This is a genomic window from Enterococcus sp. DIV1682a, from assembly GCF_051711005.1.
Lineage (GTDB): Bacteria > Bacillota > Bacilli > Lactobacillales > Enterococcaceae > Enterococcus_B > Enterococcus_B hirae.
Genome location: NZ_JBIOLT010000001.1, coordinates 1,351,934 through 1,366,984, shown reverse-complemented (window position 1 = coordinate 1,366,984; position 15,051 = coordinate 1,351,934). Strand labels below are relative to the sequence as shown.

Below are 15,051 nucleotides of genomic sequence, written 5' to 3'. Positions count from 1 at the left end.
AACGTAATGTTAAAGAAATATTAAGTAATATTAAACACGAATCATTATTCTAATTTTCTACTACAAAAAAAGAACATCTGAAAATAGTTTCCTTTTTCAGATGTTCTTAAACGTTTGTCGTAAAACTTCTTTAACTCATTTTATAATTGGTTGAAAGTTGCTACAACATTTTCCACAGTGAAACCAAATTCTTCAAGAATTTTATTTCCTGGAGCAGAAGCACCAAAATGATCGATCGTGATAGTTGTTCCTTCTGTCCCAACATAGCGTTCCCAACCAAATGAAGCTGCTGCTTCAATAGCTACTCGTTTTGTTACGGCTTTTGGTAAGACGCTTTCTTTGTATTCTGCAGATTGTTTTTCAAATAAATCGAAACTTGGCATTGAAACGACTGAAACATCTTTTCCAGCTGCTGCCAATTCTTTTTGTGCTTTGACTGCTAGATCCACTTCAGAACCAGTCGCGATCAAGATACCTTCTGGTGTTTCCCCTTGAGCTGGTGATAGTACATAAGCTCCTTTTTTCACCATTTCGTCTGCCACTTCTTTCGTTGATGGCAGAACTGGAAGATTTTGACGACTTAAAACCAAGATCGTTGGTGTATCAGTCGATTCCATTGCTACTTTCCAAGCAGCGCGTGTTTCATTCCCATCGGCTGGACGAATCACGTGAACACCTGGCATACATCTTACAGACGCTAATTGTTCGATTGGCTCATGTGTTGGTCCATCTTCACCAACCGCCACTGAATCATGTGTCAACACGTAGATGACCGGTGTATTTTGAATAGCTGCTAAACGGACTGCTGGACGTAAGTAATCAACGAAAACAAAGAATGTGCCGCCATAGATACGAGTTCCGCCATGAAGCTGGATACCGTTCATCGCAGCTGCCATCGCAAACTCACGAACGCCAAACCAAATATTACGACCTTCATAATGTTCTGGAGTAAAGTCTTTGTCCGCAGTGACCATCGTATTATTCGAACCTGATAAGTCCGCTGATCCGCCCCAGAAACTTGGGATTGCTTTTGATAACTCTTGAATCACTTCTTTGCTTGAAACCCGGCTAGCTTGACTTTCGCCTACTTCATAAGAAGGTAATTCAGCATCCCAGTCAGCTGGAAGTTTTCCAGCAAACGCATCTTCAAATTGTTGAGCTAATTCTGGATAAGCATGTTTATAGTTTTCAAACATTTCTTTCCATTCATTTTCAGCTTTTTGCCCTTCTTCAACCATTGTTTGGTGGAATCTTTCAGCTACTTCTTCTGGTACTGTGAAATCAGGATACTCCCAACCATACACTCCTTTAGCCATTTTAATTCCATCATCGCCAATTGGTGCCCCATGGACAGCAGAAGTTCCTTCTTTAGGAGCTCCGTAGCCGATCACTGTTTTGACTTCGATCAATGTTGGTTTTTCAGTTTCAGCTTTTGCTTCTTCGATCGCTTGATTGATGGCTTCTAAATCATTTCCATCTTTAACCAAAATATGTTGCCAGCCATAAGCTTCATAACGAGCTCCTACATTTTCAGTGAAAGCTTTTGAAGTAGGACCATCTAATGAAATATCATTTGAATCATACAATACGATCAATTTACCTAATTTCATGTGAGCAGCCATTGAACTTGCTTCTTGCGAAACGCCTTCCATCAAGTCGCCGTCGCCACAAAGAGAATAAGTATAGTGATCTACCACTTTGAAGTTTTCTCTGTTATATGTTGCTGCCAAGTGAGCTTCTGCCATTGCCATACCTACAGCCATAGCGATTCCTTGTCCTAACGGTCCAGTTGTTGCTTCTACTCCGTCAGTATGATTGACCTCTGGATGTCCAGGTGTTTTTGAATCCCATTGACGGAATTGTTTTAAGTCATCGATTGTGACTTGATAACCTGATAAATGTAGTAAGCTGTATAACATTGCCGAACCATGTCCTGCGGATAAGACAAAACGGTCACGGTCAACCCAATTTTTTGAAGTCGTTGGGTTCACTTTCAAATGTTTCGTCCAGAGTGCATATGCCATTGGGGCTGCCCCCATTGGTAACCCTGGGTGTCCAGAATTTGCCTTTTGAACTGCTTCAATACTTAATGTACGGATCGTGTTAACGCCAAGTTGGTCGATTTTGTCGAACAAAATAACCCCTCCTATTAATTTAGGTTTTTTTTACCTTTATTTCTTACTTACTAATTTTATTAGATACGTCTAGAAAAAGCAATGTTTTTTAGTAATTATTACTGAAACTTATTTCCTCGACGATGTAAGCCTTTTTCACGTTGGATTTCTTTCAATTTTTCTGGAGTGACATCGTTACCTTCTGGATCAACGATTTTCATCCCTTCGATATGGTGTCGCATCCCAGAACGAAAAGCAGACAGATACTCTTCTCTTAACGCCAATTGTTCTTTTTCTTCGTCAGCTGTTAAGCCTTCTGTTTTCTTTTTTTGGGCCAGTTCGTTGATGCGGGTAATTTTTTCCGGTGATAACATAGCAAGTCCTCCTTTTTACTCTACTTCATATTATATAAAAATCACGAAAAAAACAACTAGTATAAAATATTTTAAATACGAACATTTGTTTGAAAGAAGTAGTTTTATGTGGTACTATTTAATTATTAATTGAAAGAAGGTGTACTCTGTGGCCCGACAAACCGAAACCAGACAAATCGAAGTCTTACGATATATCCACGAGCAAGTTTCCCAAAAAGGCTACCCACCAACTGTTCGGGAGATTGGAGAAGCGGTTCAGCTTTCTTCTACCTCCACAGTTCACGGTCATCTTGCACGATTGGAAAAAAAAGGATTTATTCAACGTGACCCTACGAAACCACGTGCAATCGAATTAACAAAACAAGGATTAGCCAAAATAGGGGTAAAACCTTCCACGATTCCAGTGCTTGGTGTGGTCACTGCAGGTGAACCGATTTTAGCAGTTGAAGATGCGTCCGATTTCTTTCCGATCCCTCCTAACCTTTCTTCTGAAGATGGAAGCTTGTTCATGTTGACGATCCGCGGAGAAAGTATGATCAATGCAGGAATTTTAGACGGAGATAATGTAATTGTCCGTAAACAAGAAACTGCCCAAAACGGGGATATCGTGATTGCAATGACCGCAGAAGATGAAGCGACTTGTAAACGATTCTATAAAGAAAAAAATCATTTTCGTTTACAACCGGAAAACGATCTTCTTGAACCGATCATTTTAGATCAAGTCTCTATTTTAGGTCGAGTCGTTGGGCTCTACCGCAGTCATATCTATTAAAGACGATTTTTTTGACTAGACTTAAGTGAAGGTCTTACTCGCATACTCATTTATTTGCAGTAACTGCTATATCTATCAATAAAGACTGAAAAACCCGGGGCAAAGTGTCTCGGGTTCTTTAATGGGCATTAAGATGGATAAACGATGATTAAGTGTCCATAAACGGCCTGATTTTTTTCTCTTGTGCTTTCCTCACTCCTTAAATAAAATGCACCGATTTCCTACTTTTTTGTCGATCTTTGTCGTATTTCCATTTCGATTTTTTTCATTTGGTACAACTACAATCGTCATTTACCTACCATGATCTGTGGCATGATTTAGATCAAATACCGCTAACTGCTTTGAATACGGTGAATAAGCAAATGACCTGTGCTGGTTTAAAAAAATTCTGAGTATTACACACATAGATTTCGATCTTTTTTGTTCTTCCCTCTTTACAAAACGAACAAAAGTTCGTATACTAATTATACGAACTTTTGTTCGCATAAAATAATGAGGTGAGAAATCATGAAATCAATGAGACGTCTTGGCTTAGTATTAATGGTATTATTTTTAGGCATTATTATTGGTAATTTTGGTATGCGTACAGCATTGTTGATCTTTGTTCCGTTGTTTGCTTTATGGTTTATGTTGTGGGATGAAAAGAAATACCGTCAGTCTGAACGGCGTCGGATTCATGATGACACTTTTTATCCAGACTCCTATTATCGATCGAGACACTCTTGATCTTGACCCATAAAGAATCCTGAATAACGAAATAAAAAAAAACACATATGTAAGAGTCAGAAAACGGCTCATGCACAAAAAAGTAGTCGATTGTTCCCCCCATCAAAAAACAATTGACTACTTTTACAAATACACCTGCACAAACTAAAAATAGTGAGCAAGCGTACTTGGGATTGCTTGACAAAAAAGAGAGTGGGACAATTAGTCAGAAAAAATCTGATTAATGTCCCACTTCTTTTTACATTTATTTTTAATGTTTATTAAGCAAAAAATCGTTTAATATTCCATCAAGGTGATCATATCATATCCTTCGATTTTTTCACGACCATCTAAGTCCATTAGTTCGATCAAGAAAGCACAACCAACAACGACACCGCCCAATTTTTCTACTAATTCGATCGTTGCTTTGATCGTTCCCCCTGTAGCCAATAAGTCATCACAAATCAAGACTCTTTGTCCAGGTTGGATCGCGTCTTTATGGAGTGTCAATGTATCTGTACCGTATTCCAGTCCGTAAGTTACTTCGATCGTTTCACGAGGCAACTTCCCTTTTTTACGTACAGGTGCAAATCCAACTCCTAATTCGTAAGCTACAGGACAGCCAACGATGAATCCTCGCGCTTCTGGTCCTACAACCATATCGATTCTTTTTTCTTTCGCATAATCTACGATCTGTTTCGTTGCTTCTCTGTAGGCATCTCCATCAGCCATAAGGGGCGAGATGTCACGAAAAATAATTCCTTTTGCTGGATAATCAGGAATACTTGCAATATATTTTTTTAAATCCACTATTTGTCTCCTCCTAGGTTGTTAACCTTTTTTTAATAGAGGGAATATCACTTAACAATAAGAATTCCTCTACTTTGATTTTTTTTATTCGTTGCTGATAACGCACGCTATCAGTCAACGGATGACTTTTGGGATTAGCGATCTTTTGCAAAACGCCATCTTCTATTGTAACAAATTTCAATTCAAAAAACACCTGAATCATAAAAATTAATAATTTTTGTGGTATTTTTAGATATTGAGCAATTGAGCCTAATTTATAGCGAATATCTATTTTTTCTTGTGTATGGATAAGTTTGAACAATTTGGCATATTGTTCTCTTGACCCAACTCCATTCAAATAAGCTTCTTCATAAGAAATCCCTAATAAGTACATTCGATCGAAAGAACCAAAGGCAAGGATTTCTTTTAATATTTCTAAATCATTTGGACAATCAACTACCAACAAGGAATGATATGAATTATCGTGGATCAACTGCTTGATATGTTCCACACTTTCGAACACGTGGACATTGTCTGTAGCCAGTCCAGAGATTTCTTTTAAAGAAGAGCGATCAAACGCAAGATACAATGTTTGTGGATCAACCTTCGTTAACTGACGGTATCTCTTTGAACGCCAATCAAAAATTTGAAATCCATCAACAACAAAGTCTGATACCAGCAATTGCGGTTTTTTCCGACCGTTCCATTCATTGATAGCTAATTTCCCAACGATATCCACTGGATTATTTAACAGCTCAGCTTCTTGGTCGCCAAAACCAAATGCTACCGCATCTAACGGACTAGCTTCTTCCATCAATGTTAACTTCAAATGTTGCTGACTCGTACCAATTCTTTTCACATTTTCAGCCAAGATTTGGCGAAACAGAAAGTGAGGTACCGCATTGTCTGTACCATATGGTGCAAGTAACTTTAATTCATTAAGCAATTCAATGGTTACATCTTTGGGTGTAAGGACTTCGTCGATCGGTAAAGCTGCACCTTTTGTCAAATCTATTTTTTGTTCGGAAACATACTGATTCATTCGTTTTTGTAATTCTTGAAGATTATCACTAGGCATCGTTAACCCTACAGCAGCATGGTGTCCTCCAAAGAAAGTAAATAAGTCACGCATCGCATCTAACATTTCATATAGATTCAGGGCTTCGACACTTCGGCCAGATCCTTTCGCTGTACCATCTTCTTTGATCGTTAAGACGATCGTCGGTTTACCAGTGGCATTCATCAGCTTACCAGCTACGATCCCCAACACTCCCTCATGCCACCCAGGATGGGCAAGAAGGTGGATCTGATTCGTTTCATCAATCATTTCCAATGCTTCTTGGGTAATTTTTTCAACGACTGCTTTTCTTTCTTCATTGATCGTGTTGAGTTTTTTGGCATACGTGAGTGCCGCTTCCTCATCAAAGGTAGCTAGCATCTCGACAGCTGGATTAGGATCACCCATTCGGCCAATCGCGTTGAGCCGAGGGGCAATTGAAAAGCCGATGGTCGTTTCATCTGCTTCTTTCATAGAGACGCCACTTTCATTAAATAAAGCTTGTAAACCGATCCGTTCGGTTTCTTTGATCGTATCTAACCCTAAAGCAACAAGTGTGCGATTTTCGCCTGTCATTGATACCAAGTCTGCAATCGTTCCAATCGCCACTAGATCTAAAAATTCAGCAGGAGGTTCTTCTAATAATGCTGTTGCCACTTTAAAAGCTACTCCGACACCTGCTAGATCAGGAAACGGATAATTCCCTTGTGGATGTCGTGGATGTACGATAGCGTAGGCTTCAGGTAATTCACTGGGCATTTCATGGTGATCTGTGATGATTACATCAACACCTGCTTGTTGCGCATAAGCTACGGCATCGTGACCAGCCACACCATTGTCCACTGTAATGATCAATTGCGCACCTGCATCGATTTTTTCTTGATAAACGGCTTTGTTTGGTCCATAGCCATGGATAAAACGATTGGGTAAAAATGTTTCGACATTGGCACCGAGTAGCTCCAATGTTTCTTTCATCACTGTCGTACTTGTAATCCCATCTGCATCGTAGTCACCATAAACGACTATTTTTTCACCATTGATCACCGCTTCTTGGATTCGACTGATGGCTTTATCCATGTCATGCATTAAGTAAGGATCATGCAATTCTTGATGTTTGGGATTCAAAAATTCTTTTACTTTCTCTACATCACGATAGCCTCGTTGCCAAAGTAATTTGCCAATAAAAGGCGATAGATTCTCTTGCTTTATACTTTGAAGAAACATTTCAGTCGGTTCTGATTCACTTAATTGCCAATCATAATTTGCTTGTCTCACTTGCTCACCCCTAACCTAGTTATTATAGCAAACGAAAAGTTTAAAAAAAAGAAGAAAGATAGCCACAAACACATTAAAATGGTCTTCAAAAAGTCGTTACTCACTTTTTGAAGACCATTTAACAAACCCGAAACTCAGCTTTTTCCTCTCAGCCAAATATAACAATGGTTCCTGCCATCTTTTATTTTGATCTCGTTCATAAAACTTTAGTCAAAATAATTATAGCTTTGCTTTGCTGAAATTTTCTGCGTATCAGATGTTGACGACTGTGCTTGTTGTAGTTGTTTTTTCGTTGCTTGTAATTCTGCCTGATAAGCAGCTTCTAATTCTGCTCGTTCATTTCGGAATGTTCGTTGTTGTTCTTCCTTTGCTTCAGCAATTTTTTTATCAAGATTTTCTTGATAATCTGATAGTTCCTGCTTTAATTGTTTGATTTGTTTTTTCTGTTGCCATAAAGTGGTTGATGCAGTAACAAAAACAATCAATGCACCAATAATCGCCGAACCAATGATAACTAAAATCAATGGTGCAGAAAATGAAGCAATCCCAAAGTTAACAGGAACATTTCTGTTGTTTAATACAGCAAATACGACAATAATCAAGACAAGCAAAAATCCAATAATCACACTACTTTGTTTTTTCATACTCTTTCACCTACTTTTTATTAAAAATCCCACTTGCGAGGTAGTCGCCAATAGTCGGAAAGAGAGTGTAAAATTTAGCCGCTATTTCAAGAAGGACAGGACGATTCACTTCACGCTTTGGATGTTCCATTGTTCGTACAATTGTTTTTGCTAGTTTCTCCGGTTCTAAAACAAGTTGACTAACTTTTTCTAAATAACTGCCGGTAGGATCAGCTTTATCAAAAAATTCAGTAGCAACCGGTCCTGGATTCACCGTAGTGACTGCCACTCCAAGTGGTCTTAATTCTAATCGTAAGGCATTAGAAAAGCCTAAGACAGCAAATTTTGTTGCTGAATAGATCGTTGATTTCGCCGTCGCCATTTTCCCAGCCATTGAAGCGATATTGATGATATGTCCTTGCCTTCTTTCAGCCATATCAATCGCAAATTTTTGGGTTAAGACCATCATTCCTAGTACATTTACTTCAAACATATCGTAAGCTTTTCCTAAATCGAAAGTTAAAAAATCTTCAAAAATGCCAAAGCCGGCATTATTGACTAACACATCTACACGCCCGACTGTTTGCATCACTTGTTCATAGAGCCGATCGACGCTGTCAGGATCACTCACATCTACTGGAAAAGCATAGGCTTCCTTTCCGCTTAATCTCTGACATTCTGCTTTAACCTCATCAATCAATTGGCTTCGTCGAGCACAAGCAATGACGATAGCACCTTTTTTTGCAGCTTCATAACAGATTTGAGCGCCCAATCCACCAGAACTACCGGTAACTAAGACAACTTTATTTTCTAAATTCATTCTTTTCCTCCTCACGAAATGGAATATCGACAGTATCAAAATCTTTCATGATCCTTGTATTTGCAAAGACCTCACGTGCCTCTTCTTCTAGTTCTTGCGCAGCTTTTCCTAAATAGCGCGCACTAATATGGGTTAATAACAAACTTTTCGCTGCTGCTTCTTTAGCTACTTCAGCCGCTTGATAAGTCGTCGAATGGAAGTAGTTCTTTGCCAACTTGGCTTCATTTTTGTTAAACGTACTTTCATGAACCAAAACATCACAGTCTTGGGCCAATACGATTGAATTTGCTGTCTTCCTCGTATCACCTAAAATCGTAACGATCCGCCCTTTTTTGTCTGGTCCCACAAACTGCTTCCCGTCCACAACCCTTCCATCAGGTAATTGAACAGATTCTCCTTTTTTCAACTTTGCATATATTGGTCCAGCCGGAATATTCAGTTCTTGTAATTTTTCAACTTGAAGCTCTCCTTTATGGTCATGTTCCACAACCCGAAAGCCATAGCTGGCAATTCCATGATCTAATTTTTTAGTATAGACAGAAAAATGCTGATCTTGAAAAATCGGCTGATCTTCAACTAACTCGATGAATTTCAACGGATAGCCTAAACGTGTTTGCGAAACAGCTAACGAAGTTTTGACAAATGTTTCGATTCCTTTTGGTCCGTAGATTTCCAGGGGCGTATCTCCCCCTTGGAATGAACGACTGCTTAACAAGCCTGGCAACCCAAAGATATGGTCACCATGTAAGTGAGTAATAAATATCTTTTCAATCTTTCTTGGACGAATGTTGGTACGTAAGATTTGCATTTGCGTTCCTTCACCACAGTCAAATAACCAGACTTCATTTCTTTCATCCAAAAGTTTTAATGCAATACTGGTAACGTTTCGATGTTTGGCAGGTACCCCTGCACCAGTTCCTAAAAATTGTAATTCCATAATCTACCTGACTTTCTTTAAACTCACTATTAATTTTATGGGAAATGTGTCGGATAATCAACCGAAAGTCCGTATTGCTTCCTAAATAATTGCATTTTTATTGGTACTAAAAAAAGAAAAACGCCTTTTTCACGCGTTTCTCTTTCTTTATTCTGTTCGTCTCTTTATTGAGGATGTTTGTCTTTCCACGATTTCCGTGCCGTTTCTTGTGTTTGTTTTTCGACTTCTTTAGCAGCGTGGACGTCTTCTTCGACCTCTTCATAATCTAAGCGAGTAATTTCGCCACCTAAATCCATCGTGACTAATTGGTTCAAAGGACGATTATCTTCTTCTTCAGCAATCAAAATCAAACCGGTTGCTCCTTCGCCAATTTTATTGCCCACAAAATCAAAAACTGTCTGAGCATCTTGGATTTCCTTGGCATCCTGCGTAGCACCGATCATCCCGCCAGCAAACCAGCCTAAAAGAATCCCTAGTGGGCCTCCCAAGACACCGACTAACATTCCGATTAAACCACCTTTTGAAGATTTATTGTTTCCAGTAAAATCCAAAAAATCCTCTATTTTGAATTGATGCGTTCCATTAGGATCATGACTAATCACTGCCATTTGTTCACCCTTGATGGCACGAGAAGCGTGTAATCGTTTGATTTCAGAAAATGCTTGGTAAGCTTGACTCTCTACAGGGAAATTCAAAATAATCACTCGTTTGCTCATAAAAACACTCCTCTATTCATTTTCTTTATTCTAACTTTTATTTTAAAAAAACAAAAGGAAAAACCCTTTAATAAATAACATATAAGAAATATAAATTTTTCCTATTAAAAAATCTTTCTGAGCACTATTGATGATAGCTTAAAAATTTTTACCAAAAGACAAATCCTACCAATGCTTAAACCAAAAAAGCGCCAAACCATTTTTCTGGTTTGACGCTTTGTTGATATTGAGTGTTAACATGGGCTCTTTTCATGAGCATACGTAATCTTATTCGACAAACTCAAATTCAAATTCACCGATTCTCACTAGATCGCCATCTTTTGCTCCACGGGCACGTAAAGCTTCGTCAACGCCCATTCCTCTCAACTGACGAGCAAAACGCATAACAGTTTCATCGTGATCGAAATTCGTCATTTGGAATAGTTTCTCAATTTTTTCTCCTGATAAGATCCAAGTAGCATCAGGATCTCGATCGATTTTAAATTCTGGCCCTTCTGGATTGAATCCATATTGAACTGTTTCTTCTTCGATTTCTTCATCATATAACGGAAACTCTGGTGTTACTTCTAGAAGATCCGCTGTCGCATTCAGCAATGGATCAATGCCTTTTCTTGTTACCCCTGAAACTGGAAAAATCGGCATATCGTCTGCAAATTCATCTGTTTTTTCTTTATTAAGCTGCTCTTTGAATTTTTTCAAATTTTCTTCTGCGTTTGGCATGTCCATTTTATTGGCTACAATTATTTGAGGTCGTTCCAATAAACGAAGATTATAAGTAGACAATTCATGGTTGATCGCCAAATAGTCTTCGTAAGGATCTCTGCCTTCCATCCCACTCATATCAATCACATGTAAAATAACACGAGTACGTTCGATATGACGTAAAAACTGCGTTCCTAAGCCAACACCTTGAGAAGCTCCTTCAATCAATCCAGGAAGGTCCGCTGCTGCAAAACTGCGTCCATCGCTAGTTGTTACCATACCAAGATTTGGTACTAATGTCGTGAAATGGTACGCGCCGATTTTAGGACGAGCAGAAGAAATAACTGAAAGCAGCGTTGATTTACCTACAGATGGAAAGCCTACTAGCCCAACATCAGCCAAGACTTTTAGCTCTAATTCGATTCTGCGTTCCTGACCTGGTTCGCCGTTTTCTGCAATTTCTGGTGCTGGGTTTCGTGGAGAAGCAAAGCGGATGTTTCCTCGTCCCCCTCGACCGCCTTTAGCAACGATTAAAGTTTGACCATTTTCAATCAAATCGCCTAACAAAGCGCCTGTTTCAGCATCACGGACAGTCGTTCCTTGAGGGACTTTTACATAAGTATCTTCTGAACCCCGACCGTGCATCCCTTTACTCATTCCGTTTTCTCCTGGCTGTGCTTTAAAATGGCGATTGAAACGAAAATCCATTAATGTACGTAAACCTTCATCAACGATCAAAATGACGTCACCGCCACGACCGCCGTCACCACCAGCAGGTCCTCCATCAGGTACATATTTTTCTCTGCGAAAAGCGACCATTCCGTCGCCGCCTTTACCGGCCTTCACATCGATGGTTACTTGATCTAAAAACATGGACATCTTTAAGTCCTCCTATTTTAATTATCTATTATTCATTTGACTGCCTGAATTTCCACAATAAACAAAAGTCTTATTTATTTTATCGGTCAAAAGCTATTTTGTCTATCGTTTCAATTAAACTTTCCAGGTTTTGTTCATTTTTTCTATTTTACTTAAGTAAATTGTTTCAAAGATATCCTAGTGCTTGACATCTCTCAGACCATTTTATCACTTTACTTTTGTAAGTATCTTTTTTTGACAAATTTTGTGAACAGGAGGAAAATGACAGTGTATTAATCAAGGATGCGAAGTTTGCACCCTCAATATCACTAAAGGAGGAACTTTTGATTATGACAGTAAAAGTAGGTATTAACGGATTTGGACGTATTGGACGTTTAGCTTTCCGCCGAATCAAAGAAGTATCTGATGATATTGAAGTCGTAGCAATCAATGACTTAACTAGCCCAACAATGTTGGCACAGTTGCTACAATTTGATTCAACTCATGGAACCTATCCCGGTACAGTTACTGCAACAGAAGACTCAATCGTAGTAGATGGTGAAGAAACGCGTGTCTATGCTGAACCAGATGCAAGTAAAATCCCTTGGGTTAAAGAAAACGGGGTCGATATCGTACTGGAATGTACTGGTTTTTATACTTCGGAAGAAAAAGCACAAGCCCATTTAAACGCTGGGGTAAAACGTGTAGTGATCTCTGCTCCTGCTGGTGCAATGAAAACTATCGTATACAATGTAAATGATGATACGTTAGATGCTAATGATAAAATCATTTCGGCAGGCTCTTGTACGACAAACTGTTTAGCACCGATGGCTTATTTCTTAAATAATGAATTTGGTATCGAAGTGGGGACTATGACTACCGTTCATGCTTATACTTCTACACAAATGTTATTAGACGGACCAGTAAAAGGTGGAAATTTACGGGCAGCTCGATCAGCAGCTGACAACACGATCCCTCACTCAACAGGTGCGGCAAAAGCAATTGGCTTAGTTATTCCAGAGCTTCAAGGGAAATTGCAAGGTCACGCACAACGAGTACCTGTAGTGGATGGTTCATTAACAGAACTAGTTTCCATTTTAAAAACAAAAGTGACCGCTGAACAAGTGAACGAAGCGATCAAGAAACATACCGAAGACAATCCATCATTTGGTTACGATGATCGTCAAATCGTCTCTGGTGACGTAATCGGTACCACACAAGGTTCGATTTTCGATCCAACTCAAACAGAAGTCACAACGGCTGGCGATTACCAACTCGTAAAAACCGTTGCTTGGTATGACAATGAATATGGTTTCACTTGCCAAATGATCCGTTTGTTGGAAAAATTTGCTAATCTTTAATCACCAAAAAATCACATGTTTTCAAAGATAGAAAATAGAGACCGTTTGAACGACTCGTTGAGTGGTTCAAACGGTCTCTTTGTCTAGTTCTTCTAAACTGGTTCAAAAAGAACGAGTGATGGTAAACCTTATCATCTCTCTTGATCAAAGATAGAATTTTTATAAACATCCCTTATTTGCGAATTACTAGCTCGTGTTTTTTTCACTTTCTTTTGAGCAAAGTGTTCTGGATAAGCTATTTTCAATGCTCTTTCTTCTCCTAAATTATTCGCTAACTCTGTATTTTTTCCACTCAATTTCTCAAGATCATTAATATAAACATAACGCCCTAGCTGCATTGTACTTGAAAAAATAGCAAAATCTACTGCGGCAGAAAAATGATGAAATCCCTGTTTTGATTTTAAATAAGCACTTTGATCAATGATATAATCTGTAACTTTTCCTCCATTGCTAATTAAAGATAAATCCCTTTGAAGGATAAAGTCACTTTTGTTCTTATCGTTGCTCTTATTGAGTGCTTGTGCTAGTTCTGATAGGTTAGATTTAGAAATTTCAAATTCATGTACACAAGGTAACAGACCATTTACTTGCGTTCTTTTTTGATAGTAACCTGTGGGATCAACCACTGAAACGATAAAGTTCCCGAAAGTATTTTTCCGTATTACACAACCAAGATTCTGTTTTTCATGAGGTCCCCTGTCCTTCAACTTGATCTGAATATCATGAGAAGTAACTAGAAAAGAAGTTGGATCGCCTGGCATTAATCGAGAGAGTTCTTGTACAATCGAATTTTTTTCTAACTGATAATACTTACTATATTGAAGTGAACGGCTAATTGCTGCCACTTCATTTGGCAGAACAATCCCTCTTGACTGTTTTAATTGTTCTTCTGCTTTCTCAAATATTTCTTTTGGTTCCCGCAGCTCAGCTAGGTAAATCCCTCTGTCTTCTACTTCTACTGAATCTTGTCTATACGGCGATTTTCTTTGTTGAGAAGTTGTGAGTATTGTATCTTCAATTTTTGTTTTCCAATTCTTATCCATATTTTCCACTTGTTCAGTTTTATTATGTACAATAACCATCGAATGAAGAAGATTTTCCGAATATTGTAATTGGTTCATCCTCTTAAGTGCTGCGTAATGAAACTCATTCATCAAACGTTTATGATTATTTTGTTGAGTTGCTGGTGTAAGATTGAAGTAATCCATTTGGGGCTTCGTTTGTTCATCAATGGCCTTAACCTTCTGACCTTGTATTTGACCGCTCTTTTGAACATCCTCATGAATTTGATCAATAGCATTCCCATAAAAAATGTAGTCAACAGTGTAATATAGTTGCGGAAGTAAGAAATGAAATTTTTTTGAATGTGATATATTCTTTGCCGTTTCTTTTATTTCTTGTTTATTCCTAAGATTCTCAAATTTATCCACTAGTGTAGTCTCATTCTCATGGCTAGAGTGTAATGGCGTGCCCAATAGATTGGCTAACTCTTTGGTTTTGTCTTGATCGATTGCGCATTTGCGAATCGTGAGCTCTTGGTCATTCGAAGTTACCAGTGTAACGAGATATTTATTGTTTTGATTTTGGATAATTGCTCCTGTTAAACTAGTGTATACAGGCTCGTTTTCAGTGGTGTCCTTAATCAACTCTTTTTCCTCTTTATGTAACGGTCTCCCACTTAGGAGTGGTAATACGAGAAAACGAGCTTCATCTCCACTTAAGTGTAAGAGTTCCTGTTCTATTTTTTGTGTATCTTGGATAGCATCGCTACTCCGTTCGAATGAATCGTACATTGTAAACTGACCTTTTTCTTCAACTAAACTTGTTATGTTAGGATCGGCACTCACGTTGATCATATGACCCCAAATTTTCAAATACTCTTTAAACATCGCTTTCGTCTCATTCAAATCAGGAATATGCCGAATATCTCCAACTGGAAGATCAAAAA

Annotated in this window: 13 protein-coding genes; 3 read left to right on the top strand and 10 right to left on the bottom strand. The window is 38.5% G+C overall.

Annotated elements, in window-relative coordinates; genetic code table 11:
• Nucleotides 1-140: 140 nt before the first annotated feature.
• Together tkt and IGJ23_RS06205 are read right to left on the bottom strand one after the other, a co-directional pair.
• Nucleotides 141-2,135 (bottom strand): transketolase, encoded by a 1,995-nt coding sequence (tkt, locus tag IGJ23_RS06210; protein WP_010737506.1) that lies wholly within the window; start codon nt 2,133-2,135, stop codon nt 141-143.
• Between the two features lie 98 nt (nt 2,136-2,233).
• Nucleotides 2,234-2,488: a DUF896 family protein gene (locus tag IGJ23_RS06205; protein ID WP_010719258.1), complete on the bottom strand. Its 255-nt coding sequence runs from the start codon at nt 2,486-2,488 to the stop codon at nt 2,234-2,236.
• Between the two features lie 148 nt (nt 2,489-2,636).
• Between IGJ23_RS06205 and lexA the strand changes: the two genes are divergently transcribed.
• Both lexA and IGJ23_RS06195 read left to right on the top strand, forming a co-directional pair.
• On the top strand, nt 2,637-3,260 hold the full coding sequence (gene lexA, locus IGJ23_RS06200; protein WP_010719259.1) for a transcriptional repressor LexA: 624 nt from the start codon (nt 2,637-2,639) through the stop codon (nt 3,258-3,260).
• A 507-nt stretch (nt 3,261-3,767) separates the two neighbouring features.
• Nucleotides 3,768-3,986: a hypothetical protein gene (locus IGJ23_RS06195; RefSeq protein WP_010719260.1), complete on the top strand. Its 219-nt coding sequence runs from the start codon at nt 3,768-3,770 to the stop codon at nt 3,984-3,986.
• 276 nt (nt 3,987-4,262) lie between these two features.
• Here IGJ23_RS06195 and IGJ23_RS06190 read toward each other — a convergent pair whose 3' ends face one another.
• The 7 genes from IGJ23_RS06190 to obgE form a co-directional block, all read right to left on the bottom strand.
• The gene (locus IGJ23_RS06190) at nt 4,263-4,775 is read right to left on the bottom strand and encodes an adenine phosphoribosyltransferase (protein WP_010719261.1); all 513 of its coding nucleotides are present in this window, start codon (nt 4,773-4,775) and stop codon (nt 4,263-4,265) included.
• 13 nt (nt 4,776-4,788) lie between these two features.
• Nucleotides 4,789-7,086: a single-stranded-DNA-specific exonuclease RecJ gene (gene recJ / locus IGJ23_RS06185; RefSeq protein ID WP_094940435.1), complete on the bottom strand. Its 2,298-nt coding sequence runs from the start codon at nt 7,084-7,086 to the stop codon at nt 4,789-4,791.
• Between the two features lie 206 nt (nt 7,087-7,292).
• A complete protein-coding gene (locus IGJ23_RS06180; RefSeq protein WP_010719263.1) occupies nt 7,293-7,730 on the bottom strand; it encodes a LapA family protein in 438 nt (145 codons plus the stop codon).
• A gap of 10 nt (nt 7,731-7,740) precedes the next feature.
• A complete protein-coding gene (locus IGJ23_RS06175) occupies nt 7,741-8,529 on the bottom strand; it encodes an SDR family NAD(P)-dependent oxidoreductase (protein ID WP_010737503.1) in 789 nt (262 codons plus the stop codon).
• A complete protein-coding gene (gene rnz / locus IGJ23_RS06170; protein WP_438774697.1) occupies nt 8,513-9,466 on the bottom strand; it encodes a ribonuclease Z in 954 nt (317 codons plus the stop codon). The genes IGJ23_RS06175 and rnz overlap by 17 nt, the downstream gene beginning before the upstream one ends.
• A 164-nt stretch (nt 9,467-9,630) precedes the next feature.
• Complete coding sequence (locus tag IGJ23_RS06165) at nt 9,631-10,182, bottom strand: DUF1269 domain-containing protein (RefSeq protein WP_207432260.1); 552 nt, start codon at nt 10,180-10,182, stop codon at nt 9,631-9,633.
• 267 nt (nt 10,183-10,449) lie between these two features.
• Nucleotides 10,450-11,763 (bottom strand): GTPase ObgE, encoded by a 1,314-nt coding sequence (gene obgE, locus IGJ23_RS06160; protein WP_161652423.1) that lies wholly within the window; start codon nt 11,761-11,763, stop codon nt 10,450-10,452.
• A 329-nt stretch (nt 11,764-12,092) separates the two neighbouring features.
• Here obgE and gap point away from each other — a divergent pair, with 329 nt between their 5' ends.
• Nucleotides 12,093-13,103 (top strand): type I glyceraldehyde-3-phosphate dehydrogenase, encoded by a 1,011-nt coding sequence (gap, locus tag IGJ23_RS06155; protein WP_010719268.1) that lies wholly within the window; start codon nt 12,093-12,095, stop codon nt 13,101-13,103.
• Between the two features lie 131 nt (nt 13,104-13,234).
• On the opposite strand, the gene IGJ23_RS06150 is transcribed toward gap, so the two are convergent.
• The gene (locus IGJ23_RS06150; protein WP_438772443.1) at nt 13,235-14,992 is read right to left on the bottom strand and encodes a hypothetical protein; all 1,758 of its coding nucleotides are present in this window, start codon (nt 14,990-14,992) and stop codon (nt 13,235-13,237) included.
• Nucleotides 14,993-15,051: the final 59 nt, after the last annotated feature.